Consider the following 25,530-nt stretch of genomic DNA (forward strand, 5'->3'; position numbering starts at 1 on the left):
AATCGTTCGGGCTCTTTTGTCCAGATTTTGCAGATGTATTCAAAGGGCGTGAGGCCCTTGAGGGTCTTCAGTCGACGGCCGAAATTATAGGCTAAGACGAAATCGGCGAGATGCTGGCGCAGTTGGTCATGGCTCTCGTAGTAGAAGCGTTTGACGGTCGCATCCTTGATCGTGCGGTTCATGCGTTCGACCTGGCCGTTGGTCCATGGGTGCCTTGGCTTTGTCGTTCGGTGGTCGATATCGGCCTTGGCGCAAGTATGTTCGAAGGCGTGCGCCCATATGATTTCTCCCGCCGCCATGGCTTCCTTGATCAGCGGAACGGCCGAGCCGCCGGCACCTGGGGTCGTGAACTGAATGCCGTTGTCGGTAAGCACTGTGTGGATCTTGTAAGGGACAGCATCAAGAAGATGGCGCAGGAAATCGGCGGAGACCGCTGTCGTTGCCTTCTCGTGCAGCTCGACGAAAGCGAACTTCGAGGTCCGATCTATGGCCACGAACATATGCAGCTTGCCCTGCTCGGTTCGGACCTCGGCGACGTCGATATGGAAGTAGCCGATTGGATAGGCCTTGAACAGATCGGAAGAGCGTCGTGTANTTCGAGGTCCGATCTATGGCCACGAACATATGCAGCTTGCCCTGCTCGGTTCGGACCTCGGCGACGTCGATATGGAAGTAGCCGATTGGATAGGCCTTGAACTTCTTCCTTGCCGGCTTGTCGCCCTCGACATCCGGCAACCTGCCTATCCCGTGACGCTGCAGGCAGCGATGCAAGGATGACCGCGACAGATGCGGGATCGTCGGTTGGAGAGCATAGAGGCAATCGTCCAGTGGCAGCAGCGTATAACGCCGAAAGGCGACGATGACCGCCTCTTCCTCAGTCGATAGCACTGTCGACTTCGGATCTCTGGGGCCAGTCGGAAGATCGGCGGCCGACGTCCGGTTCCTCCACTTCCTAACCGTCTTCTGATTGATGCCGTAGCGCTTCGCCAGCGCCCTCAGGCTCTCTTGACTATGCTGTATCGCTCGACGGATCGCCTCTGTCNTTGATGCCGTAGCGCTTCGCCAGCGCCCTCAGGCTCTCTTGACTATGCTGTATCGCTCGACGGATCGCCTCTGTCGTCGTGGCGCTCCCATGAAGAACCCGGCCCATAGCGCATCCTTTGATTCGGACGAAAAGTATGCGCCATCAAAGCCTGGGATCAAACACCTAGGGTGCACTGGGGTAGGTGCCCATTATCCTCGGAGTTGTGGTCCAGATTCTCTGGCCGTTAAGTTTCTCTCGCTTCTCGGGTCCTAGCTATTCAGCAGGCGCAGCGCCATCTCTCGAGAAATATCTGCCGAATGTTGAAAGGTGCCTTTTCATAGTCAAGGCCGGGCGCTCAATCGCGTACCAGCTAAAAATGCAAAGCGGCACGAGAATCATTGCCGTCCAGAATAGTAGCCCGGATAGACTAGTGATCTGAAAGCGATCGGACAGGAACGCCAAAACCGGCCAGTGGTAGATATAAACGCCATAGCTGATATCTGGTATACGCCAGGGTAGAAGTTTCGCACCGGCAATGCCGGCCCACACGACAGCGAACGCCTGCACCAAGAGCAAATTCACCCCGCCCATGGACTTCGCGTCGGGTACATATCGCCACTGGATCATGACGTAGATTGCAACCAGCGGCACGAGCGGGTTGATGCGCATCAGTGGCTCCCGATGAATGTACATCAGGTTCCCGACAAGGAACGCCACCGGCAGGAACAGCAGCATTCTCGCGTGTGGGTCGAGGCCCGAATTTGCCCATGCGATCCCGATGGCTACCAGAAGGAGCGCCCAGATTGCGGTAGGGTGTCGATAGGCCCCAACGGACCACAGGAGCGCGAGGCCGATATAGGCGATCTCCTCCCAAAGAAGCGACCACAAGGGACCGTTGGCCCGCATGGGAAGTGTGTACAAACCTCCGGTCGCCCAATTAAGTATTGAGTTCCAGGCCATACTCCAGTCGAACAACGCTAAGCACAAGAAGAATGAGAAGAGCAGAGCTGGCATGACCCTCAAGATGCGCTTGCCGAAAAACTCGAAGAGTGATCCAGATTCCAAGAGGCTCTTGAGAACCAGAAATCCGCTGATCGCCAGGAACGCGGGAACAGCCATGACATATGGGTTCCATACGAAATTTGGATTTACCGTGAACCACACATGCACAAAGGCAACCTCGGTAGCCAACAGCAACCGAAATAGATCGAAATTGGCATAACGTTCAGCAACAGGTCTCATCGCTGCGGACATCCTATGAATTGCCGTCCGACTGCAACAGCGTGCGCGCGCAGCCCACAGAAACGCGATTTACGATCTCATCTGCCGAATTCCGCCAAGCCGGAGCTCTCCAGCCAAATGTGACGGCGAATTTCGCCGTCGACAGCCGCGAATTGCGCGGCCGGCTGGCCTTGGTCGGATACTCCACTGTCGCGATATCCCGTACCTTCGCGCAAGGACCACCCAACGCCCGGCTTGTCTCCAGCACATAACGGGCAAAGCCGCTCCAGCTGGTCTCGCCGGTGCCGGCAAGATGATAAATGCCGTAGCCGTCGAAGCTGTCGTCGCCGCGCAACACCGCCGCCGCATGCAGGATCGAGTCGGCAATATCAAGTGCGGATGTCGGATTTCCCCATTGGTCGGCGACCACGGCGATCTCGTCGCGGTCGCCGGCCAGCCGCAGCATGGTTTTCACGAAATTCTTGCCGAACGGGCTGTAGACCCAGGCGGTGCGCAGGATCAGATGGCGCGGATTGACGGCGGCCACGGCCAGCTCGCCGGCAAGCTTGGAGGCGCCGTAGACGCCGAGCGGTGCGGTGGCGTCGGTCTCGACATAGGCGCCGTCCTTGGTGCCATCGAAGACGTAGTCGGTCGACAGATGGATTACGGGCACGCCGAGCTTCGCGGCCGCCTCGGCGACCTTGCCGGCGCCGACGGCGTTCACAGCGAAGGCAAGATCGGGCTCGTCCTCGGCCTGGTCGACGGCGGTGTAGGCGGCAGCCGACACCACGATATCCGGCCGCGCTGCCGCGAGTGCGTCGAACACCGTATCGGGCCGCGCCAGATCGAGCACTGGGCGGCCGAGGGTGACGACCTCGATGCCATCGCGCCTCTGCCCGGCCTCCAGCAGGCTGGCAGCGACCTGACCGTCGCGTCCGGTGACAACCAGCCTCACGCCGCGCCCTTCCTGCCTTCAACCTGGCCGCGCGACCGGACTTGCCCCAGCCGCTCGCCGGCGTAGCGCTGCTCGCGGATCGGTCCCCACCACCATTTGTTGTCGAGGAACCAGTCGACGGTCCTTGCAAGGCCGCTGTCGAAACTCTCCGCCGGCGCCCAACCGAGATCCCGGCCGATCTTGGAGGCATCGATTGCATAGCGGCGGTCGTGGCCGGGCCGATCGGTGACGAAGCTGATCAAATCGCGGTAGCTCCTGCCGCCGCTGCGCGGACGCCTGATGTCGAGCAGGCCGCAAATCGTCTCGACGACGCCAAGGTTGGTACGCTCGGAATTGCCGCCGACATTGTAACTTTCGCCGGGCTGGCCCTTTGTGGCGACCAGTTCCAGAGCACGGGCGTGATCCTCGACGAACAGCCAGTCGCGCACATTGGCGCCAGCGCCGTAGACCGGCAGCGGCTTTTCGTCGAGCGCGTTGAGGATGACCAGCGGGATCAGCTTTTCGGGGAAGTGATAAGGCCCGTAATTGTTCGAACAGTTGGAGAGCACGACCGGCAGGCCGTACGTCTCGTACCAGGCCCGCACCAGATGGTCGGATGCGGCCTTGGAGGCGGAATAGGGCGAGGATGGCGCGTAAGGCGTCTCCTCCACGAACATGCCGCCATCGAAGGGCAGATCGCCGAACACCTCGTCGGTCGAGACATGGTGGAAGCGGAAGCGCGCCTTCCTGTCCTCGTCAAGGCCGCGCCAATATTCGAGCGCCGAATTCAGCACCCGGTAGGTACCGACGATGTTGGTCTCGATGAAGGCGCCGGGTCCGTCGATCGAGCGGTCGACATGGCTTTCGGCGGCGAGGTTCATGACGACGTCGATCTCGTCGCGGTGGAGGATGTCGAGAACCGCCCGCTCGTCACAGATGTCGGCCTGCGCAAATTTGTAGTTGTGTGCATTCTCGATGGTGCGCAGCGAGGCCAGATTGCCGGCATAGGTGAGCTTGTCGAGATTGGTCACATGGTAGGCCGGATTGGCGCACAAATGCCGGCACACGGCCGAGCCGATGAAGCCGGCACCGCCTGTCACCAGAAAATTCATGGCGCTCTCCTCACATCGTCGCGCGTCATGCGAACACCTCGGCCTCAGCAAGCGCCGACGCCTTGAGGTCCTTGGCCGAGAGCTCGAAGGCGCCGGCCGGCGACGGCCAATCGATGCCGATATCAGGATCGTCGAAACGGATCGATCGATCATGCGCCGGCGAATAGGTGTCGGTGACCTTATACAGAACCTCGGTGTCCGGCACGAGCGTGACGAAACCGTGCGCGAAACCCTTCGGCACGAGGATCTGGTTGCCTCTCTCGGCCGATATTTCGAGCGCGACCCATTTTCCGAAGGTTTTCGAGCTGCGGCGGATGTCGACCGCCACGTCGAGAATGCGGCCTCTGATTACACGCAGCAGCTTGTCCTGCGCGTGTGGAGGCAGTTGATAGTGAAGCCCCCGCACGACACCTGCGGCAGCCGAATAGGAATGATTGTCCTGGACGAAACGCAGATCGATGCCGGCCTCGGCAAAGGCCTCGGCATTCCAGGTTTCGATGAAATAACCGCGCGCATCGCCGTGCCGCTTCGGCACGATTTCCAGCACGCCGTCCAAACCGAGCTGCCTGACTTCCAGCACCCTATGTCTCCGTCAGCTCGGTGACACGCCGGCGCAGATAGGCGGCGTATTCGTTCTTGCCCAGGCGCGTGGCGCGCTCAAGCACCTTGTCGGCGGTCAGCCAGCCCTGCTCGAAAGCGATTTCTTCAGGACAGGCGACCTTGATCCCCTGGCGGTGCTCGATCGTGCGCACGAAGGAAGAGGCTTCATGCAGGCTGTCATGCGTGCCGGTGTCGAGCCAGGCATAGCCGCGGCCGAGCTGATGCACATGCAATTTCCCGCGCTCGAGATAGACGTTGTTGACCGCCGTGATCTCGAGTTCGCCGCGCGCCGAGGGCTTGATCGTCGACGCGATGTCGACGACCTCATTGTCGTAGAAATAGAGGCCGGTGACCGCCCAGTTGGACTTCGGCTCCCGCGGCTTCTCCTCGATCGTCAAAGCCGTGCCGCTGAGCTTGTCGAACGACACCACGCCGTAGCGCTGCGGGTCCTCGACATGGTAGGCGAACACCGACGCGCCGCTTTGGCGCTGCGCAGCAGTGCGGCAGAGCTGCGACAGGCCCTCGCCGAAATAGATGTTGTCGCCGAGAATCATTGACACATTATCCTTGCCGATGAAGTCGCGGCCGATGATGAAGGCCTCGGCAAGCCCGTTGGGCTGCGCCTGCTCGGCATAGGAGAATTCGACCCCGAATTCCGAACCGTCGCCCAGCAACTCCCGAAACACCGGCAAGTCGCGAGGTGTCGAAATGATCAAAATCTGGCGGATACCGGCGAGCATCAAGACGCTCAGCGGATAAAAAATCATCGGCTTGTCGTATATCGGCAGAATCTGCTTAGAGATCGCTAATGTAAGGGGATACAGACGCGTCCCGCTGCCTCCTGCAAGGATTATTCCCTTCAACAAGCTCTCCTTGAATTACCGGCCCCCGCCTCGAAATCAAGTTGCCCGTGCTTAGGTTTCGCGCAATGGCTTGTCAATTCAATCTCGGCCGTGGATCGGCGCCAGAATTGCTCTGCATCTGCCGCCTCGCGGCAATTTGACCGACCAGGCACAAGCTGACGGTGCAAATGGGCGTGGCGATTTGGCAACCGGCTTGCACCATCGGCTGGCGGACGCGTGACAACAAAAAGCCGGCGGGCCTTGGACCCGCCGGCTCATTCATTTGTCCGGTTTCAGGGCTGCTTGGGCAGCAGCGACCATACCGCCGGCACCAGGCTGGCGGCGAGCGCAACCTTGATCAGGTCGCCGAGGACGAACGGCAAAACGCCGAACTGCCACGCCTTTTCCGCGCCGATGAGGGTGGCCAGCCAGGCAAAGCCCATGGCCATCATGACGATTTCGGCGACCAGCATGGCGTTGAACAACTTGATCGGGTGGCGGTCCCAGCCGCGGTCGGCGGCCCAGCCGACAATGGCCGCCATGACGACGAAGCCGGCGAGATAACCGCCGGTGCCGCCGATCATGTAGGCGATGCCGATGCCCTTTTCAGGCGTGCTTTGGAAGACCGGGAAGCCCATGGCGCCTTCGGCCATGTAGAGAAGCAGGGTAGCGACGCCAAGCCGCAGGCCAAATGCAGTGGCGATCAGCAGGACGGCCAGCGTCTGCAGCGAGATGTCGACCGGCCCGAGCACGACTTTCGTCTTGGCCGACAGGGTCAAAAGCAGCGTTCCGGCGATCGCCAGCAAAAGCTGGGTTGCCAGGCGCTGCGCGCCCTCCTGGGGCAAAGCGAGAGAAACAAGCGGGCGCATCGTCGTTGCAAGTGCCATGGTCTTCCCCAATCCGGATTGCCGCAGATCGCGGCCTTGCGTTTTTCTATATTGGCTTCCGTGTTATGCGGCAATCAGTTTTGCCGTCTTCCTGAACAGAGATTCAACGACACCGCCATGGCGCTCAAATTCGACACCAGCTTCGATCCGGCATATGGCGAGGGCGTCACCGTTGCGCCGGACGTCTTGCGCGTCACCGCCAAAAACCCCAGCCCGTTCACCTTTCACGGCACCAACAGCTACATCGTCGGGCGCGATACGCTGGCGGTGATCGATCCCGGCCCCGATGACGAGGCGCATTTCCAGACGCTGCTCAAGGTGATCGCAAACCGGCCGGTCAGCCATATCTTCGTCAGCCACACGCATCGCGACCATTCTCCGCTGGCCGCCCGGCTGAAAGCGCACACCGGCGCTATTGTACTGGCCGAAGGCCCGCACCGCCCGGCAAGGCCGCTGCGGATCGGCGAGATCAACCCGCTCGACGCCAGCGCCGACACGGTTTTCGTCCCGGAGATCGCGTTGCCCGACAATGCGCTGGTCGAGGGCGATGACTGGACGATCCGGACGGTGCTGACGCCGGGCCACACCGCCAATCACGCGGCATTTGCGCTCGAAGGCACCGGCATCCTGTTTTCAGCCGACCATGTGATGGCGTGGGCGACATCGATCGTGGCGCCGCCGGACGGAGCGATGGCCGACTACATGGCCTCGCTCGACAGGCTGATCGCGCGCGGCGATCGCCTGCTGCTGCCCGGCCATGGCGGCCCGGTGACCGCGCCGCGCAGCTTCATGCGCGGCCTCAAGACCCATCGCAAGATGCGCGAACGGGCGATCCTCGAACGGATCCGCGACAGCGACCGGACGATCCCGGACATGGTCAAGGCTATCTACCGGGACACCGACCCGCGCCTGCATGGCGCCGCCGGCCTGTCGGTGCTTGCCCATCTCGAGGACCTGGTGGCGCGCGGCCTGGTTGCTACCCAGGGTGACCCGGCCATCGACGGCGTTTTTGTGCCGGTGGGGTAGAACTACTCAGCCGGCGCGGCACCCACCTGCCCTGCAACCTCCTGGTCGAGTTCGGCGAGGAACCCGACGATGCGCGCCGCATTGTCGCCGAGGTCGTAGCGGCCGTAGCGGGAGGCTGAGCGCATGTCGACGACGATGGTGTCGCCATCATTGCTGACCCGGATGGCGACGTCGGCGGGCAGGCCTACGACGAAGCTCCGGGCAACGGCCGATATCGTCACCTCGTCTTGACCGTCCGTCACCGGATATGGCGCAGTAAGTTGCCAATCGCGGCGGTCGAGCACGGTTTCAACGGCGTCGACGACGGTTTCGAACGGCAGATTGTAGCTGTGCCCGGTGACCAGCGGATAGGCGTCGGCCTGCAGGCGCACTTCGCCAGGCGTTGGCGGCGCGAGCACGTTCATGTCCTTGGTGCGGTCGCTGGTCTCGAGCACCGGCGGATTGTCGAGGTCCGTCGAAATGTCCCTCAGGGGCGGCGTGGTCGCCGCCAAATAGGTGGCAAAGCCGTAGGGCGTCAGCACCAGCAGCGCCAGCAGGGCGCCGACCGAGAGGTCGCGGCCGCCACGGTCACCGAAATGCCACAGCCGGGACAAAGCGAGGCCGGCAAACAGCAAAGCGAACGCGGCAAGCAAGGCGACGATCGCCAGCACCCACAGGAAGGCCGGCGTTTCGACCAGTTCGAAATGATGGCCGGCCAGCACGGTGAGCAGCAGGACCAGGGCAAAAGCGCCCGTGCGCCGCGACCAGCCGGCCGCCTTCGATGTCTGCCGCTCGTCAATTTCCATTGTCTTCAGCACCGCCCCAACCCGCACAGACGCTTAGAGCAAAGGATGCTCAAATTGAACATCCCCTGCCCTAACGTTTTTGCGGCCGGTAGCTTGAAGGTCAAGGAAACGCACGGTCCCGGTCAATCCGTCGGCAGGCGGTAGTCGCTGAACTGCTTGCGCAAGGTGATCTTCTGGATCTTGCCGGTGGCGGTGTGCGGGATTTCACTGACGAAAGCGACGTCGTCGGGTATCCACCATTTCGGCACCTTGCCGTCCATGAACGCCAGTATATCGGCCTTGCTCGGCTCCTTGCCGGGCTTGGCGACCACGACCAGCAAGGGCCGCTCGCCCCATTTCGAATGATGGACGCCGATCGCCGCGGCCTCGGCGACATCGGGATGGCCGACGGCGAGGTTCTCCAGGTCGATGGTCGATATCCACTCGCCGCCCGACTTGATGACGTCCTTGGCGCGATCGGTGATCTGCATGTAGCCGCCGGAATCGATATGGGCGACATCGCCAGTGTCGAACCAGCCGTCCTTGTCGAACTGCTCGGCTCCGACGCCGCCATAATAGGCGCTGGCGACGGCTGGACCGCGCACCTTCAGCCGGCCGAAGGTCTTGCCGTCCCAAGGCAGTTCCTTGTCGTCGTCATCCGTCACCTTCATCTCGACCCCGAAGGGCGGGTAGCCCTGCTTGCCCTGGATATCGAGCCGGTCCTCGCCCTCGAGCGCTTGATACTGCGGCTTCATGGTGCACAGCGTGCCGAGCGGCGACATTTCGGTCATGCCCCAGGCATGGATGACTTCGACACCATAATTGTCCTGGAATTTCCTGATGATGGCGCGCGGGCAGGACGAGCCGCCGATGACGACTTTGCTGAGATAGGGAAGGTTCTTGCCGGTCTCTTCCAGATGCTGCAGCAGCATCATCCAGACGGTCGGCACGGCGGCGCTGAAGGTCACCTTCTCGGTGTCGAGCAGCTCGTAGATCGAGGCGCCGTCCATCTTGCAACCGGGCATGACCAGCTTGGCGCCGATCATCGGCGCGCTCTGGCCAAGGCCCCAGGCATTGGCATGAAACATCGGCACGACGGGGAGGATCGTGTCCCGCGCGGAGAGGCCCATGGCGTCGGGCATGGCGGCGATCATGGCATGCAGCACATTCGAGCGGTGGCTGTAGAGCACGCCTTTGGGATCGCCCGTCGTGCCGGAGGTGTAGCACATGCCGGCTGCGGTGTTTTCGCCGAAAACCTTCCAGGCGAAGTCGCCATCGGCCTCGTTCAGCCAGTCCTCATAGGCAACCACATTCGGCAGCGTCGTTTCAGGCAGATGCGCCTTGTCGGTCAGGACGATCACCTTTTTCAGCGATTTGACGGCGCCGGCGATCTTTTCCAGCAGCGGCATGAAGGTCAGGTCGACGAAGATCCCTCTATCCTGCGCATTGTTCATGATCCAGACGATCTGCTCGGGGAACAAACGCGGGTTAAGCGTATGGTAGATGGCGCCGATGCCCATGATGCCGTACCAGGCCTCTATGTGGCGCGCCGTGTTCCAGGCCAGGGTCGCGATGCGGTCGCCGAGCACAAAGCCATCGCGCTCCAACCGTTGAGCGACCTTGAGCGCGCGGCGATGAACTTCAGCATAGGTGGTGCGAACGACAGGACCTTCGATCGAGCGCGAGACGATCTCGCGCGTCCCGTGCTGCCGCTCGGCATTGTCGATCAGCTTGTGGCAGAGCAGCGGCCATTCCTGCATCAGTCCGAGCATCTGGTTCCTCCCATCGCTTCCTCGTTTTTCCCGTCTTTTGTTCCATTGTGGGACGAACGGACGGATTGTCCAGCCATGACGTCTCCAACCGTTAACGGCTGAAGCAAGCAGTGATCGAAAGGCGGGGAAAACCGCCACAATCCGGCCATCGTCGACGTTAAGGTTCGTTAACGGGGTAGGGGTGCGGATTGGCGACTGAAAGAGGTTCGCATGGACACGCAGCTCGACGACAAGCAGATCGACGGCAAGCAGATCGACGACAGGCAGATCGACGACAGGCAGCTGGCTGACAGCGGGGCCGAAGACGTGCAGTTGGACGATATTCAACTCGACGACAAAGAGCTTGAAGACACGCTTGCCGCAAGTCTGGCCGATCTCGTGCCGGAGGCCAAAAAGGTTTCCGAAGACGAATTTGTCGAGGTGGTCGGCGGCGCCCTTGAGGCGGTCGGCGGCACGCTGCTGTTCAAAATGTGCGTCCAGAACGAAGGCGAAGGCCAGCATGTCGCCGCCGCATCGATCGGCGATGGCGGCAATCGCCAGTTCCTGCTGCTCACCTTGCCGACAGGCGGCGGCCCACTGAAGGTCGAGACGACGTCAAGAAGCACCAACCCGGTAGCCGGTATTGCCGCGGCCTATGCCGGCCTCATGGACGTGTTCAAGACCGCAGCCTGAGCATTCCACGCGGGATCGTTTTTAGTGATCGGAAGGCCAGCTCTGGGCTACTGGCGAAGGCTTGCGCAACGGGTTCTCCAGACACATTTTAGAGACATGGGAAGCAATCCCGCACGCTCTCAATCGGACTGTGCTCCCAATCGAACAAGGAGAACCCCGCATGGACCAGATCGCCAACCCCGCCCCCGGCTTTCAGAGCAATCCCGGCAAGGTCATCACCGTCGAACCCTATCGCGGTACCGTGGTCGTGCGTGCCGGCGATACGGTGATCGCCTCATCGACGCGGGCGAAGCTTCTGTCCGAACCGCCCTACCGCCAGGCATTCTACATCCCCTTCGAAGACATCGACTTCACCCAGCTCGGCAAAACCACCCTGTCGACCCACTGCCCCTACAAGGGCGACGCCAGCTACTGGAGCGTGCTGCCGGCCGGTGAGACCGGCAAGGACGCGATGTGGGGCTATGAGCAGCCCTTCGACGAAATGGCTGAGATTCGCGACCACGGCGCGTTTTATCCCGACAGGGTCACTATCGAAGCAGCACCGGCCTGAGCAAGCGACTCAAGCCGCCGTTGCTCGCTTCGTCATCCCAGGGTCTTCGCGACGGAGCTTCGCTCCTGTTTCATCCTGGGATGACGACGTTTAGAGGCCTCGGCTAATCTCAAACGTCGGCGACGTTAGTCCAAAGGCGATGAAACTGCCTGCCGCCGCCCAATCCTAATCAGTCGTCCCGTCGTTGCCGACACCGTCGGCGTCATCCAGCCGCACGAACATCAGCCCCTTGGCCTTCAGCGCGAGCAGACCTTGCACGACGCCCTCGCCGGCGGCGTGGGTCGGCTGGTTGATGTGGGCGATGATGACATCGCCATCCTTGGCGGCGGCGATGCGCCGGGCAGTTTCTGTTGCGCCGAGCAACGAGCCGCCATCGCCGTTGATCGAAAAGCCGGCGACCTTGAAGCCAAGCTTGCGGATCATGGCGATAGCCGACGGGCTGTATTCGGCGGTCGCGCCGCGAAACCATTTCGGCGCCGGCTCGCCGGTGCCAGCGAGAGCGGCGGCGCCCGATTCGACTTCGGCCCGCACCGCTTCTGGGCTGCCGGCGCTGCGGATGCCGTAGATCTTGCGCGGCGTGTCAACGGCCGGGATGTGATGGCCGCCATGGTTTTCCAGTTCGAACAGGTCCGGATGCGCGCGCATGATCTCGACGGCGGCGGCGTTGCGCTTCAGCCAGATACCGGTGACGAAGATCGTCGCCGGAATCCGGTTCTCCACCAGCGCCGACAGGATCCTCGTATCGGTCTGCCCGCCGCAGGCGTCGAGCGTAAGCGCGACGCGGCCGACACTGCTACCGTCCTCAGCCTTCAGATGCAGCGCCGGCTCGACAAGCGGCGCGGCCTGGGCCGAGGACACGGCCACGATAGATAGCGCCAAGGCGCAAAACAGCTTTTGCAAGGGATGCCTGTCTTGTCTGAGAATCGGCGCTGTCATAGCCGCATCCCAGGACCCGCAACAAGGCGGAAATCGGGATAGTGGCCGTGAGAAAGCTGATATCCAGACAATGTGACCGCCGCGCACCGTCAGACGGCGTGTTCCAGTTCCACATGCGTGCGTGACAGGACTTCGCGCACGGCCGCGACGACCGGTTCGACCTCGAGGCGCCAGACGCAGCAGGCCTTGCTGGGATCGAGCGGATTGCACAGGCTGCCCGCCACGCAATTGCACGGCATGGATGGCTGCAAGGCGAGGCTGGGCACGCCGACCGGTCCCCAGACGGCCGGGCTGGTCAGGCCGAACAGGCCGACAACCGGCGTTCCGGCCGCTGCTGCCATGTGCATGGGGCCGCTCTCATTGCCGACAAACAGCCGCGCCTGCTGCAACACCGCCAGCAGCGTTTCCAGCGACAGCGCGCCGACGAGGTTGACGATCGACGCGGCACTGGCGAGGATCTGCTCGGCCGGCTTGCGCTCGTCAGGGCCGCCGACGAGTACGAAATCCAGTCCGGTTTCGCGCGAAATCGTGTCGATCACGGCGGCAAAGCGTTCATGCTGCCAGCGCCGGCCGTGAAAACTGGCGCCGGCATGCACCGCGATAAAGCCATTTGGCCGCAGATGGTGTTTGTCCAGCAATGCCTGGGCCCTCGCCGTCTCCATCGGCAATGGCCGAATCGACGGCACCCGCACGCGCAGACCGACGCCGAGCGGCTCGAGCGGCGAAAGGTAGCGGTAGAGATAGTGACGTTCGCCAAAACCGAACGGCTCGGCAAAGACATTGGCGGGCTGGCGCTCATGCCAGCGCAGCGGCCTTTCCGGAGGATTGTAGCCGATGCGGGTGCTGGCGTTGAGGAACCTGACGATGAGCCGCGATGTCTTTGAATCGGTGAGGTCGATGGTCAGGTCGAAACGGAATTGGCGCAGCTGGCTGATCATCGAATAGAGCTCGCGTCCACGCTCCAGCGGGGTGCCGCGCATGGCGGCGCGGCGGAAGCTGACGACCTCGGCGGCGATGCCGTGCGCGGTGACGAAACTGGCGAGGCGCGCCTCGCAGAGAAAGACGATCCTGACACCGGGATATTCGAGCTGCAGGTTCTTGGCGAGCGTGGAGGACAGAACAACATCGCCGATGAACTTGGTCTGGATAATCAGGATCGAGCGGAAGGGTCTGGGCGAAATCTGTAACATCTTTTTCTCGGCACCGGGCGGGTTGGGGGGCCGTGAAATTGGGAAGAAACGATGTCGGGATTGCGTGTTGGGGCGCGCACATCAGCGTGAATTTGCTTACAAAATCGTAAGCTTAGCGCCAAACGGCCACGCAGGGGTGGCCGTTTCATCGATACCGAAAGGACTATGTCGAAATCAGGATGCCGCGGCGCTCTTTTTGGGGCGCGGCACTGCTGTTTTGGCAATCTGCACCGCGGCTTGGGCTGCGGCCAATCTTGCGATCGGCACGCGGTAGGGAGAGCACGAGACATAGTCGAGGCCGACCTCTTCGCAGAAGCGGATCGAGGCCGGATCGCCGCCATGTTCGCCGCATATGCCGAGCTTGATGTCGGGCCGCGTCGCCCTGCCCTTCTCGGCAGCCATGCGCACCAGTTCGCCGACGCCCTCGATGTCGAGCGAGACGAACGGGTCCTGCTCGATGATACCTTTCTGCCGATAGGTCTCGAGGAAGGATGCTGCGTCGTCGCGCGAGATGCCGAAAGTGGTCTGGGTGAGATCGTTGGTGCCGAAGGAGAAGAACTCGGCCGTAGCGGCGATGACGTGGGCGCGGATCGCCGCGCGCGGAAGCTCGATCATCGTGCCGGTGAGATAGTCGATCTTGACGCCGGTCTCGTCCATGACAGCCTTGGCGACCGCATCGATGCGCGCCTTGACGTAGTCGAGCTCCTTCACCAGGCCGACCAGCGGCACCATGATCTCGGGAACGACCAGCGCGCCGGCTTTCTTGCCGGCCTCGACGGCTGCCTCGAAGATGGCACGCGCCTGCATCTCGGCAATCTCGGGATAGGAGACGGCGAGACGGCAGCCGCGATGGCCGAGCATCGGGTTGAACTCGTGCAGGGCTTCTGTGCGCTGCCTGAGCTTGTCGGGCGAGACGTTCATGGCGGCGGCGACCTCCGCCACCTCCGCTTCCGTCTTGGGCAGGAATTCGTGCAGCGGCGGATCGAGCAGCCGGATCGTCACCGGCAGGCCGGCCATAATCTCGAACAGTTCGAGGAAATCCGAGCGCTGCATCGGCAACAGCTTGGCAAGTGCGGTGCGGCGGTCCTTCTCGGTATCGGCCAGGATCATCTCGCGCATAGCGACGATACGCTCGCCGTCGAAGAACATGTGCTCGGTGCGGCAGAGGCCGATGCCTTCGGCGCCGAAGGAGCGCGCCATGCGCGCATCGAGCGGCGTCTCGGCATTGGTGCGCACCTTCATGCGGCGCACCGCATCGGCCCATTCCATGATGGCGGCGAAATCGCCCGACAGTTCCGGCTGCAGCATCGACACGGCGCCCTTCAGCACCTGGCCGTTGCTACCATCGATGGTGATGATGTCGCCCTTGCGGAAGGTCTGGCCCATCGACATCAGCGTGCCGGCCTTGTAGTCGACACGCAGCGAGCCGGCGCCCGAAACGCAAGGCTTGCCCATGCCGCGCGCGACCACGGCGGCGTGGCTGGTCATGCCGCCGCGCGTGGTCAGGATGCCTTCTGAAGCATGCATGCCGTGAATGTCTTCGGGGCTGGTTTCGATGCGCACCAGGATTGCCTTGCGACCTTGCGTCTTCAGATCCTCGGCATCGGCGGACGAGAAGACGATCTCGCCGGTCGCGGCGCCCGGAGAAGCCGGCAGGCCGACGCCGATGACATCGCGCGCGGCCTTGGGGTCGATGGTAGGATGCAACAGCTGATCGAGCGAGGCGGGATCGATGCGGGCGACCGCCTCCTCCGTCGTGATCAGCTTGTCGCGCGCCATTTCGACGGCAATCTTCAGCGCCGCCTTGGCGGTGCGCTTGCCGGAACGCGTCTGCAGCATCCACAATTTGCCGCGCTCGATGGTGAATTCGAGATCCTGCATGTCGCGGTAGTGCTGTTCCAGGCGGTCGGAGATGTCGACGAAGGACCGGAACGCGTCCGGCATCAGTTTCTGCAGCGACGGCTTGTCGGAGCCGGCGGCGATGCGCGCCGCCTCGGTGATGTTTTGCGGCGTGCGGATGCCGGCTACGACATCCTCGCCCTGCGCGTTCACCAGGAATTCGCCATAGAGCATCTTTTCGCCGGTCGAGGGGTTGCGCGTGAAGGCGACGCCGGTGGCCGACGTCTCGCCCATGTTGCCGAATACCATGGCCTGGACATTGACCGCCGTGCCCCAGCTTTCCGGGATGTCGTGCAGGCGCCGGTAGGTGATGGCGCGGTTGTTCATCCAGCTGGAAAACACCGCGCCGATCGCCCCCCACAGCTGCTCGTGCGGGTCCTGCGGAAACGGCTTGTCGAGTTCCTCCTCGACCTTGGCCTTGTAAAGGGCGATGACGCTCTGCCATTCCTGCGCTGTCAGTTCGGTGTCGAGCTCGTGGCCGAGGCTCGCCTTCTGGTCCTCCAGGATTTCCTCGAACACTTCGTGGTCGAGACCCATGACGACATCGGAATACATCTGAATGAAGCGGCGGTAGCTGTCATAGGCAAAGCGGGCATCGCCGGAATCGGCTGCCAACGCCTCGACCGTCTCGTCATTGAGGCCGAGATTGAGCACGGTGTCCATCATGCCCGGCATCGAGGCCCTGGCCCCGGAGCGGACCGAGACCAGAAGCAGCTTCGACGGATCGCCGAAACGGCGCCCCGTCAGCTGCCCGATATGGTCCAGCGCCTTGACGACATCGGCCTGCAACGCGGCCGGATAGCTGTTTCCGTTGGCGTAATAGGCGTTGCAGACTTCGGTGGTGAGGGTGAAGCCCGGCGGCACGGGCAGGCCAAGACTGCACATCTCGGCCAGATTGGCGCCTTTGCCGCCGAGAAGGTTGCGGTCGCCCGCACGTCCCTCCGCGGCGCCATCGCCGAAGGTGTAGACCCATTTGGTCATGCTCGCCCTCCAAGTCCTCGGAAGATAGAACACCGGGGCCAAGACCCGGTTCCCCCGCGTTCCGACCCGAGCGTTATTATGCTGCAGTGCGAAAGGCAAGGTGTGGCAGCGAAGCCCGGCGACTACAATCGATTAAGCAAAAGCTGCGTCGAAAAGACTTGCCGGATCGCTGCCCAGGATATAGAACATATAGGGAACAAGTTGGGAGCAGCGTGATGAAACTCAACGGAAAACTCGACTATCTCGAACTGCCCGCGACCGGCGCGACGCTGGACAGCGTCAAGGCTTTCTACAGCGCCGCCTTCTCGTGGTCGTTCACCGATTACGGGCCGACCTATTCGGCCTTCGGCGAAGGGCTCGATGGCGGCTTCCAGGCCGATGCAGCGGAGGCGCCGGCGAAACCATTGCCGGTGCTCTATTCGCAGGATCTGGAAGCAACGCTCGACGTTGTCGAAAGCGCCGGCGGCACGATCGTCAAGCCGATATTCTCGTTCCCGGGCGGCAGGCGGTTCCATTTCACCGATCCCGCTGGCAACGAGTTGGCGGTCTGGGGCGAATAGCGCGTCCCCGCGCCAAGCAGTGGATCAGTTTTGCACAGTGGCCAACTCGGCATTGAGCTTTCGTGCCGCTCGTCCTATAAGGCCGCGCGCAACGGGCAAAGCTCGCTTGCTGGGGCGTCGCCAAGTGGTAAGGCATCGGTTTTTGGTACCGACATTCCCAGGTTCGAATCCTGGCGCCCCAGCCATCCCTGTTCGTCGGTGTTCAAGCACTTAGAAATTACGAATTCTAAGTGTTACACCCAAGCGGATAATCGACATGGCATCCGGCCTGTGGGAATCGTTCTACCCGCGCCGTGTATGGGTTGCGGTTGGCCGACATTTGGGGAAACTTTAAAAGCATCAAAGTTAAGAGGAAAAGACGAATGCGCGCTGTTGCGGTTGTGCCGTTTCTGGCCGTAGTGACTTCCTTGGTGGGCTGCACAACAGACCAGGGCAATGCCGGTCAACAGTCAGAAAACAAGCGCCAATGTGCCGGGTTTGGTTTTCAGGAAGGCACCGATGCCTTTGCCAACTGCATGATGCAGCTTTCCCTGAAGCAGAAAGACCAACAGCCGCCCGACCACGATGCGCTGTTGCGCCAATACAAGTCCCTTAGCATGCGCCGCCAGGGTGACGATCGTTATCCGGTATGTAGCGCCGCCGACATGGGAAATGAACTCGACACCTCGATGAACAAATGGGTCGGCCCGAACTGCCAGATTGCGCCAGACTAGCAGACTTAACCTGCAACTTGATGAGCGGGCGCAATTCGGCTGGACGAAATTTCGAAAGCTCCAGGAGCCCCAGCCAATTTACATGAAATAAAATTTACCGACGCCATGGATGGCTGCCGTCATGAGTATCTAAGTCCCACGCGACCCCGACTCCGTCGACAGAGCCGGGGCCGGGCCGTGCGGAGAGGATCAGTAATCGTTGTCGTCCTGGATGACGACGGGATGATGCCGATGATGTCGATAATAGCGATGATGGCTGCGCTCGATCGAGCCGGTCACGATGACCGTATCCCGGCGATGATGTCTGCGGCCGTGGTCGTAGAAGGCAACCGTGCCGTGTCTGCGGTGATGAAGGCGTTGACCCTGGTCATTGATGACCTTTACGCTCCTGTGATGATGTCGATGGTGGGTCGTGATGACCACGTCAGCTTCGGCTGCCGGAGCTATCGTCGGCATGGCAATGAACAGCGCCAAGGCGCTCACGATCATTGTTTTCATTGTAATATCTCCACCTGCTAATTATCCCTTCGCGGGGATAACCGCGTCCCATCCCTTTGGTTCCGAGTAGCGTCGTCGGTCCACGGGCGCGATCAGTGACGGCTGCTCCCGTGCAACACGGCGTATCGAAAGAAGAAGTTGCGACAGCAGCTCCTGTTGGCAACTTCTGGTAAAGGCGCTCTTTCAAGCCGACCACCAGGGTTACGCCACTCGACAAAGGAGCGCTGCACAGGACCCTTCTATGTCGTCGCGTTCGATCTCCTGATCTGTGACGGGAAACACTTGTCTTGCGAGGAGGACTGTCGGCACAACTTTTCAGATTTACGAGAATACGACCAATCAGGCCATCTTAGATCGCCTAAGTCGGGCCGTCTCAGATCCCGTAAGAAAGTGCAAGGTAAACCACCGGCGCCAAGATCAGCAGAACCGCGATTCCGATAACCACTGCGATTGCCAGGCGCTCTGTTCGCCTGACAAGCTCAGCGACCTTGTCGTCGTCAGCCGATGGTATGAGGTCAAGAACGGAAGAAACTTCCGCAGGACTGTCGTTGTCGTTTGCGGGTCGGGTTGCGCCGTCACGCACAGATCTCTGGACAAAGGTCACTGTTAGCCTCGCTATTGAAACGCACGCCGTTGGCGGTGTCACGACAATCGGGTGCCCGCTAACCTCTCAGGAATGGCGGGCACCCGATTGACCACCGATGAAGGGACTCATGCTCGGCAGCCCGGTTCCAATGTATCGGGAGGGCATAGGTTGCCCGCCTTCGGGCCTATGGCTCCGACGTCAGGACTTCAGTCATACCCTGTTCGGACCTTGGTCTGGCAATCGACGAAGCAATGGCCGCCATTTTGTTTCGACGCAGAAAATGCGGGAACATTAGTAGGCTCTTACGAGTTCACTCCCAGCAACTAGTTCGGGAGAGATACGGTGAACAACATAATCTGGCTCATCGGAGCAGTCGTTATCGTGATTGCGATACTGAGCTTCCTGGGCTTCCGATAAACGTGGCAGCTGAATTGCTGTCGGAGCCTATTGCCATCTGCGCCTTGTAGGCATCGCTTTCGCGTTGGCCGGCGCTTTGCATGTGGGCTTTGGCGTTCGCTCTCAGGTGGCGCTTAAATTCCTTCTCTTCGAACCTTACAGAATGCGCGTCGCAAGCAGGTCGCAAGGGCGACGGTCCTGTTGCAACAGTCGGATCGAGGCCATCGCCGACGAAATCAACAAAGCATGCTGCGTCAGCTCGCCTCGCGCATCGCCTCGGCGGCCTGCAGATCGACCGAGACCAGTTGGCTGACGCCCTGCTCGGCCATGGTCACGCCGAACAGGCGGTTCATGCGCGCCATCGTGATCGGGTTGTGGGTGATGATGACGAAGCGCGTCTCGGTGGTCGCGGCCATTTCGTCCATAAGGTTGCAGAAGCGTTCGACATTGTGATCGTCGAGCGGCGCGTCGACTTCATCGAGCACGCAGATCGGCGCCGGATTGGTCAGGAACACGGCAAAGATAAGCGACATCGCCGTCAGCGCCTGCTCGCCGCCGGACAGCAGCGTCATGGTCTGCGGCTTCTTGCCGGGCGGACGGGCCAGGATTTCGAGCCCGGCTTCGAGCGGGTCGTCGGATTCGATCAGCTGCAATTCGGCCGTGCCGCCACCGAACAGATGCGAGAACAGCCGCTGGAAATGGCCGTTGACCACCTCGAAAGCGGCAAGCAGCCGTTCGCGGCCTTCGCGGTTCAGGCTCTGGATCGCTTGCCTCAGTTTGCGGATTGCCTCGATGATGTCCTCGCGCTCGGAAACGATGGCCTCCAGCCGGTCCGACAGTTCCTTCTGCTCTTCCTCGGCGCGCAGATTGACGGCGCCGAGCCGCTCGCGCTCAACCTTCAGCCGGTCGAGCTGGCGCTCGATCTCGGCCATTTCGGGCATCGGGCTGTCGGCTTCCAGGCCAGTATGGCGAATGACCAGATGCGGCGGCGTGTTCAGCGTTTCCTGGATGCGCGCCTCGACCTCGAGCCGGCGCTCGTCGGCGGCGGTCAATCGCTCTTCGGCGCGGACGCGGGTTTCGCGGGAATCGGCCAGCGACTGGATCGCCGCGGTGGCGGCCTTGTCCAGCTCGGCCTGGTTGTTCTCGGCCTCCTGCAAACGGTCGGCGGCCGCCTTGCGCAAGGTCTCGGCCTCGGTCAGCTGCGACAGCAGCGCGCGCCGCCTGGCGTCGATCTCGTCGGGGGCGTCGGCCAGCGTTTCGCGCTCGGCCTCGGCCTCGGCCCTGCGCTCGCCCAGCGAGGCAATCTGCGTCGAGGCGTTTTCGGCCCGCTGCAACCAGTTGCTGCGCTCGGCGCCGATGGCGTCGAGCCGGCGCGTGCGCGCCTCGGCTTCGCGGCGCNCTTCATGGACGGCGCGCGCGTCGGCCAAGGTTGCGCGATCGCGGCTGACATTGGCGGCGGATTGTTCAAGCTGCAATTGCAGGTCGCCGAGATCGGGGGCGTCCTGCAGCAGCATTTCGGCCTCGGCGAAGGCGGCGGCCGTTTCTTCATGGCTGTCGACGATTCGCGCGCGCGCCTCGTCCAGGGCGGCGCGGCGGCTTGCCAGCTCGCCACCGGCCTTTTCGGCCTCGGCCAGCGCGCTGCGGGCGGCGTCCAGGCCGTGCTGGGCATCGCGCCCGGCCTGGCGCGCATTGCGTTCGGCCTCGCTCGCCTGGCGGAGTGCCTGTTCGGCCTGGGCAAGGGCGGCTTCGGCCTCGCGCACGATCTGCGTCGCCTGTACCGCCTCGGCATCGAGCTCGGCCAGCCGGTTCTTCTGCGCCAGCCTTTGCGCGGCCGCGGTCGTTGCATCGGCGCTGGCGGTCAGCCCGTCCCAGCGCCACAGCGCGCCGTCACGGCTGACCAGCCGCTGGCCGGGGGCAAGCAGCGTCTGCAGGCGTTTGCCGTCGGCGGCATCGACGATGCCGATCTGCGCCAACCGGCGGGCAAGCTGCGAAGGCGCGCGCACCACGCTGGCGAGGCTCTTGATGCCTTCCGGCAAGGCCGCATCGCCTGGTTGAACCTGGCTTTCGCCCCAATGCACCGGCGCGCTGCGGTCGAGCGGCACGTCGAGGTCCTCACCAAGCGCAGCGCCAAGCGCCGTCTCATAGCCACGTTCGACGCTGAGCTGCTCAAGCACCGAGGGGAAAAGATCGCCGCTGGCGGCATTGAGGATCTTGGCCAGCGTGCGCGCTTCGGTCTCGATGCCGGCGAGCTCCGACCTGGCGTCCTGCAGCGGCGGACGAGCGGCACTCTCGGTGGCGCGCGCCTCGGCGACCGCCTGTTCGGCAGCAATGGCGCCGGCCTCCGCTTCCTCCAACCGGGCGAGCGCGTCCTCGACCAGAGCGCGCTTCTCGGCGGGATCGGGCAAGCCCGCAACCTTCGACACAATCTCGGACAATTCGCGGTCGACATCGGCCAGCTGGCGGGCAAAGCGATCGCGGCGTTCGGCGTTTTCGCGCAGCGTTCGTTCGATCTGATTGCGCGCGGCGGCGGCCTCGGCGCGTTCGGCGGTCAGCGCAGCGAGCTTGGCTTCGCTTGTGACAAGCGTTGCGCCGGCCTGCTCGAAAGCGGCCCGCGTCGTGGCCTCGCGCTCGGCGGCGCCGGCATTTTCGGAGTTGAGCGTGGCTTCTTCCTCGCGCAGGCGCTCAAGAATATCCGCATTGTCGCGGACCATGCGCTCCTCGCGGGCGATATCGCCGTCGAGCTGCTGCAGCCGGCGCTCCAGTTCGGCCTGGCGGGCGCGGATGCGGCCAGCCTCCTCCTCGATCTGAGCCTTGGCGATCGACAGGCGCTGGAAGGCGGCAGCCGCGGCGGCCTCGGCATCGCGCAGATCGGGCAGCCGGTGGGCGCCGATGCCTTGCTCACGGGCGGCAGCCATCTGGGCGGCGGCGCGGTCGCCGACCAGAGCTGTGGCAACCGCCAATGCCGAACGCGCATCGCCCTCCTGGGTTTTGGCCAAAGTCCAGCGCAGATGCAAGAGCGTGGCTTCCGCCTTGCGGATATCGGCCGACAGGTTCTTGAAGCGCGATGCCTGGCGCGCCTGGCGCTTAAGGCTTTCGATCTGGCTCTCCAGTTCGCCGACGACATCGTCCAGCCGTTCCAGATTTTGTTCGGCCGCCTTCAGCCGAAGCTCGGCCTCGTGACGGCGCGTGTGCAGGCCGGAAATGCCGGCGGCCTCTTCGAGCAGCGCGCGGCGCGCCTGCGGCTTGGCCTGGATCAGTTCGCCGATACGGCCCTGTCCGACCATGGAAGGCGAGCGCGCGCCGGTCGACTGGTCGGCGAACAGAAGCTGCACGTCCTTGGCGCGGGCTTCCTTGCCGTTGATGCGGTAGAGCGAGCCGGCTTCGCGCTCGATGCGGCGCGACACCTGCAATTCATCGGCGTCGTTGAAGGCGGCGGGCGCGGTCCGGTCGCTATTGTCGAGGAACAGCGTGACTTCGGCGGTGTTGCGGGCCGGGCGAGTTCCCGAGCCGGAAAAGATCACGTCGTCCATGCCGGACGCGCGCATGTTCTTGTATGAGCTTTCGCCCATCACCCAGCGCATCGCCTCGACAAGGTTCGACTTGCCGCAGCCATTCGGCCCGACAATGCCGGTCAGGCCACGTTCGATGACGAACTCGCCGGGTTCGACGAAGGACTTGAAGCCGAGGAGGCGAAGGCGCGAAAACTTCATTCGCGCCTGCCTGGAAGGCACAAAGGTGCGCTGACGCCGAAGCGCAGTCGCTCCGGCGCCGCCTGGACGTCAGAGCAGAGGGTCGATGATGGCCGATATTTCCTCAATCGACATCGCACCTTTGTAGGTTTTCCCGTTGATGAAGAAGGTCGGCGTCGAGTCGACCTTGAATTCATCGGCGCCGCGCTTCTGGACCGATCTCACATCGTCCAGAAGTTTCTGGTCCGTCAAGCAGGCCTCGAAGGACTCCTGTGTAAAACCGGCGAGCTTGGAGATCTGCAGCAGCGCATCCTTGGTATTGTTGACGCCGACCCAGTTGGCCTGCTGCTTGAACAGCACGTCGACCATCGGGAAATAATTGTCCTTCGAACAGCGCGCCAGCATGAAACCGGCCTCGGCGCTCGGATCGAACGGGAATTCGCGCAGGATGTAACGCGCCTTGCCGGTGTCGATGTACTTGGTCTTCAACTCAGGGAAGGTGGTCGCGGCGAAATGCGCACAATGCGGGCAGGTCATCGAGGCATATTCGACGATGGTGACCTTGGCGTCATCCTTGCCGAGCTGCTTGTCGGGCAAAGCGCCGGGCTTCAGCAGTTCGGCCATGTCGACATTGCCGGAAGACTCCGGGACCTTGACGGCGGCCGGAGTGGCAGGCGTCGAAGCAGGCGCGGGAGCCGCAGGCTTCACATCCGCTGCTTTGGCATCCTCGCCTGAATCGCTGCATGCGGCGAGCATAGCCACTGCCGGAATGACGGCCAGCGAAGACAGGAGGTTTCTGCGGGACAAGCTACGGTTCATGCGAATCACCTGACTGTGGTTTGATTTTGCAACGCAAAGGCTAGAAAAGGCGAGAGTTGGCGGGAATTAAGGCATCGCCGTCCCCATTCCAATCGCCAAACTCTACATGCAGGATCACGAATGCGCGAGATAGATGACGCGTTCATGACCGACTGATTGCCGGTTGATTACCTTGGCCGCTTCCTTTGGCCAAGAATTGTGGCGCCAAGACGCTCCAGCGAGGCGCGCAAGCCTTCATCCTCGATCTTGCCGACGGTATCGGACAATTTGGCCTTTTCGACAGAAGTCAGTGCTCTCGGCGACGGTTTCGGCCGGGCTTTGTCCCTCAGCACCGGCTTTTGCACGATCCGGATCCTGCCGATCGCGTTGAAGCCGAGAAAGGCATTGACGCGGTTGATGATCTCGCCGGTCTCGTGCTGTAGGTGCAGCGCGGCCATGCCTTCGCAGGCGATGACCAGCACCGCCGGCTCGAACGGATCGTCCTCATGCATGCGGCGCGGCCACTGGATTTTTTCGGGGCGCGAATGGCCGGCGAGCCTGGGGCCGGCGATCTCTTCCCATGACTGCACCAGCCCGATCGAAATGCCGGCCCGCTTGCGCAGCACGGGGTCGAGGATCGCGGTCGCGAGATCGCTCACCGGAACGGGATTGCCGTAAGGCGTTCTCCCTGCCATGTACGTTCTCCAGCCACGCTCCTCACCAGCCTAGAGCCAGCCCGCGATCAATGGCACTGCACGAACAGACCCGCAAGGCCGCATCCGAACCAACTCTATCGGGAGAGATCGCCGCGCGTCTGCTTGCCTGGTACGACGCGCACCATCGCGAACTGCCGTGGCGGATCACGCCGCACGCCACGGCCCGCGGTGCACGGCCGGACCCCTATCGCATCTGGCTGTCGGAGGTGATGCTGCAGCAGACCACGGTCGAAGCGGTAAAATCCTATTTTCGCGCCTTTGTCGAGAAATGGCCTGATGTGAAGGCGCTGGCGGCTGCGCCGGCCGAGGATGTGATGAAGGCCTGGGCCGGGCTCGGCTATTATTCACGGGCGCGCAACCTCAAGGCCTGCGCCGATCTGGTTGCGAGCCAGGGCGGCCGTTTTCCCGACAACGAAACGGGATTGAGGGAATTGCCGGGGATCGGCGCCTATACGGCGGCGGCGATCGCGGCGATCGCCTTCGACCGTCCGGCGGCGGTCGTCGACGGCAATGTCGAACGTGTCATCTCGCGGCTCTATTCGATCGCAACGCCGCTCAGCGAGGCAAAGCCTGAAATCCGCGCGCTCGTCGAAAGACTGGTTCCGCAGACAAGGCCGGGCGACTTCGCCCAGGCAATGATGGACCTTGGCGCCACGATCTGCACGCCAAGACGGCCGCGCTGCATGCTGTGCCCGGTGCGCGAGGATTGCAGCGCCATCCTGTCCGGCGACCCCGAGCGCTTTCCGGTCCGCCTGCCCAAGGTCGACAAACCACTCAGGCGGGGTGCCGCCTTCGTCGCCGAGCGCGGCGACGGCGCCATCCTGTTGCGCAAGCGGCCTGACAAGGGCCTGCTCGGCGGCATGACCGAGGTGCCGACCACAGATTGGACAGCCCGGATAGACGGCGCGACGACTGCCCAAGCAGCGCCCTTCCCTGCGGACTGGCGGCGCGCCGGAGAGATCGCGCATGTCTTCACCCATTTCGCGCTCGAGCTCGAAGTTTTTCACGCTCAAGTGAAAAGTGATGCGCCGGAAGGGCATTTCTGGTCGCTGGCCCATGACATTTCCGGAGAAGCGCTGCCGACCGTCATGAAAAAGGTCATCGAAGCAGCGATACCGGGCGCAACCAAAAAACACCGCCCGATTGACTAGCATTCGCTTTGAA

At 62.5% G+C, this 25,530-nt stretch carries 21 protein-coding genes, 1 tRNA gene and 2 pseudogenes; 7 read left to right on the forward strand and 17 right to left on the reverse strand.

The window, feature by feature from the left end; all coding sequences use genetic code 11:
• The 8 genes and pseudogenes from X728_RS0133830 to X728_RS166045 all read right to left on the reverse strand — a co-directional run.
• Window positions 1-572, reverse strand: a pseudogene (locus tag X728_RS0133830) (integrase core domain-containing protein); the annotation flags it as partial.
• Between the two features lie 19 nt (window positions 573-591).
• Window positions 592-999: pseudogene (locus X728_RS1000000167575) on the reverse strand (IS481 family transposase); the annotation flags it as partial.
• A 298-nt stretch (window positions 1,000-1,297) separates the two neighbouring features.
• Window positions 1,298-2,266: an acyltransferase gene (locus X728_RS166070; RefSeq protein WP_196815038.1), complete on the reverse strand. Its 969-nt coding sequence runs from the start codon at window positions 2,264-2,266 to the stop codon at window positions 1,298-1,300.
• Between the two features lie 13 nt (window positions 2,267-2,279).
• Window positions 2,280-3,200: a dTDP-4-dehydrorhamnose reductase gene (gene rfbD / locus X728_RS166065; protein ID WP_023830276.1), complete on the reverse strand. Its 921-nt coding sequence runs from the start codon at window positions 3,198-3,200 to the stop codon at window positions 2,280-2,282.
• Complete coding sequence (rfbB, locus tag X728_RS166060) at window positions 3,197-4,291, reverse strand: dTDP-glucose 4,6-dehydratase (protein WP_023725246.1); 1,095 nt, start codon at window positions 4,289-4,291, stop codon at window positions 3,197-3,199. The genes rfbD and rfbB overlap by 4 nt, the downstream gene beginning before the upstream one ends.
• Before the next feature lie 25 nt (window positions 4,292-4,316).
• Complete coding sequence (gene rfbC / locus X728_RS166055) at window positions 4,317-4,871, reverse strand: dTDP-4-dehydrorhamnose 3,5-epimerase (protein ID WP_023670703.1); 555 nt, start codon at window positions 4,869-4,871, stop codon at window positions 4,317-4,319.
• 1 nt (window position 4,872) lies between these two features.
• Complete coding sequence (gene rfbA, locus X728_RS166050) at window positions 4,873-5,754, reverse strand: glucose-1-phosphate thymidylyltransferase RfbA (RefSeq protein WP_023698135.1); 882 nt, start codon at window positions 5,752-5,754, stop codon at window positions 4,873-4,875.
• A gap of 272 nt (window positions 5,755-6,026) precedes the next feature.
• Window positions 6,027-6,620 carry a biotin transporter BioY gene (locus X728_RS166045; RefSeq protein ID WP_023703207.1) on the reverse strand — a complete coding sequence of 198 codons (594 nt, stop codon included), beginning with the start codon at window positions 6,618-6,620 and terminating at the stop codon, window positions 6,027-6,029.
• Between the two features lie 117 nt (window positions 6,621-6,737).
• Here X728_RS166045 and X728_RS166040 point away from each other — a divergent pair, with 117 nt between their 5' ends.
• Window positions 6,738-7,646 carry an MBL fold metallo-hydrolase gene (locus tag X728_RS166040; protein ID WP_023692735.1) on the forward strand — a complete coding sequence of 303 codons (909 nt, stop codon included), beginning with the start codon at window positions 6,738-6,740 and terminating at the stop codon, window positions 7,644-7,646.
• A gap of 2 nt (window positions 7,647-7,648) precedes the next feature.
• Here the strand turns inward: X728_RS166040 and X728_RS166035 are convergent, their stop codons facing one another.
• A complete protein-coding gene (locus X728_RS166035) occupies window positions 7,649-8,431 on the reverse strand; it encodes a DUF1499 domain-containing protein (protein ID WP_023703206.1) in 783 nt (260 codons plus the stop codon).
• 122 nt (window positions 8,432-8,553) lie between these two features.
• Entirely contained in the window at window positions 8,554-10,182 is a 1,629-nt protein-coding gene (locus tag X728_RS166030) for a fatty-acid--CoA ligase (RefSeq protein ID WP_023830277.1), read from the reverse strand.
• A gap of 312 nt (window positions 10,183-10,494) precedes the next feature.
• Between X728_RS166030 and X728_RS166025 the strand changes: the two genes are divergently transcribed.
• Together X728_RS166025 and X728_RS166020 are read left to right on the forward strand one after the other, a co-directional pair.
• Complete coding sequence (locus X728_RS166025; protein ID WP_023670697.1) at window positions 10,495-10,854, forward strand: hypothetical protein; 360 nt, start codon at window positions 10,495-10,497, stop codon at window positions 10,852-10,854.
• Between the two features lie 160 nt (window positions 10,855-11,014).
• Complete coding sequence (locus tag X728_RS166020) at window positions 11,015-11,404, forward strand: DUF427 domain-containing protein (protein WP_023731365.1); 390 nt, start codon at window positions 11,015-11,017, stop codon at window positions 11,402-11,404.
• Window positions 11,405-11,569: 165 nt separating this feature from the next.
• Here X728_RS166020 and X728_RS166015 read toward each other — a convergent pair whose 3' ends face one another.
• The 3 genes from X728_RS166015 to ppdK form a co-directional block, all read right to left on the reverse strand.
• Window positions 11,570-12,340, reverse strand: coding sequence for a polysaccharide deacetylase family protein (locus tag X728_RS166015; RefSeq protein ID WP_050589835.1), 771 nt, complete (start codon window positions 12,338-12,340; stop codon window positions 11,570-11,572).
• 89 nt (window positions 12,341-12,429) lie between these two features.
• A complete protein-coding gene (locus X728_RS166010; RefSeq protein ID WP_023747534.1) occupies window positions 12,430-13,530 on the reverse strand; it encodes a glycosyltransferase family 9 protein in 1,101 nt (366 codons plus the stop codon).
• 174 nt (window positions 13,531-13,704) lie between these two features.
• Window positions 13,705-16,410, reverse strand: a complete 2,706-nt coding sequence (gene ppdK, locus X728_RS166005) for a pyruvate, phosphate dikinase (RefSeq protein ID WP_023830279.1) — start codon at window positions 16,408-16,410, stop codon at window positions 13,705-13,707.
• A 215-nt stretch (window positions 16,411-16,625) separates the two neighbouring features.
• Here ppdK and X728_RS166000 point away from each other — a divergent pair, with 215 nt between their 5' ends.
• The 3 genes from X728_RS166000 (at window position 16,626) to X728_RS165990 (ending at window position 17,683) form a co-directional block, all read left to right on the forward strand.
• Complete coding sequence (locus X728_RS166000; RefSeq protein ID WP_023670692.1) at window positions 16,626-16,970, forward strand: VOC family protein; 345 nt, start codon at window positions 16,626-16,628, stop codon at window positions 16,968-16,970.
• A 110-nt stretch (window positions 16,971-17,080) separates the two neighbouring features.
• Window positions 17,081-17,155: transfer RNA gene (locus X728_RS165995), tRNA-Gln, on the forward strand.
• 177 nt (window positions 17,156-17,332) lie between these two features.
• The gene (locus tag X728_RS165990) at window positions 17,333-17,683 is read left to right on the forward strand and encodes a hypothetical protein (RefSeq protein WP_023819241.1); all 351 of its coding nucleotides are present in this window, start codon (window positions 17,333-17,335) and stop codon (window positions 17,681-17,683) included.
• 189 nt (window positions 17,684-17,872) lie between these two features.
• Here X728_RS165990 and X728_RS165985 read toward each other — a convergent pair whose 3' ends face one another.
• The 4 genes from X728_RS165985 to X728_RS165965 form a co-directional block, all read right to left on the reverse strand.
• A complete protein-coding gene (locus X728_RS165985) occupies window positions 17,873-18,181 on the reverse strand; it encodes a hypothetical protein (protein WP_023670691.1) in 309 nt (102 codons plus the stop codon).
• 1,236 nt (window positions 18,182-19,417) lie between these two features.
• Window positions 19,418-22,873, reverse strand: a complete 3,456-nt coding sequence (smc, locus tag X728_RS165975) for a chromosome segregation protein SMC (protein ID WP_023830280.1) — start codon at window positions 22,871-22,873, stop codon at window positions 19,418-19,420.
• 69 nt (window positions 22,874-22,942) lie between these two features.
• Complete coding sequence (locus X728_RS165970; RefSeq protein WP_023692056.1) at window positions 22,943-23,671, reverse strand: DsbA family protein; 729 nt, start codon at window positions 23,669-23,671, stop codon at window positions 22,943-22,945.
• A gap of 167 nt (window positions 23,672-23,838) precedes the next feature.
• Window positions 23,839-24,345, reverse strand: coding sequence for a DUF721 domain-containing protein (locus X728_RS165965; RefSeq protein ID WP_023830281.1), 507 nt, complete (start codon window positions 24,343-24,345; stop codon window positions 23,839-23,841).
• Window positions 24,346-24,395: 50 nt separating this feature from the next.
• Between X728_RS165965 and mutY the strand changes: the two genes are divergently transcribed.
• A complete protein-coding gene (mutY, locus tag X728_RS165960; RefSeq protein ID WP_023830282.1) occupies window positions 24,396-25,517 on the forward strand; it encodes an A/G-specific adenine glycosylase in 1,122 nt (373 codons plus the stop codon).
• The last annotated feature ends 13 nt before the right edge of the window (window positions 25,518-25,530 follow it).

The organism is Mesorhizobium sp. L103C119B0 (assembly GCF_000502235.1).
Lineage (GTDB): Bacteria > Pseudomonadota > Alphaproteobacteria > Rhizobiales > Rhizobiaceae > Mesorhizobium.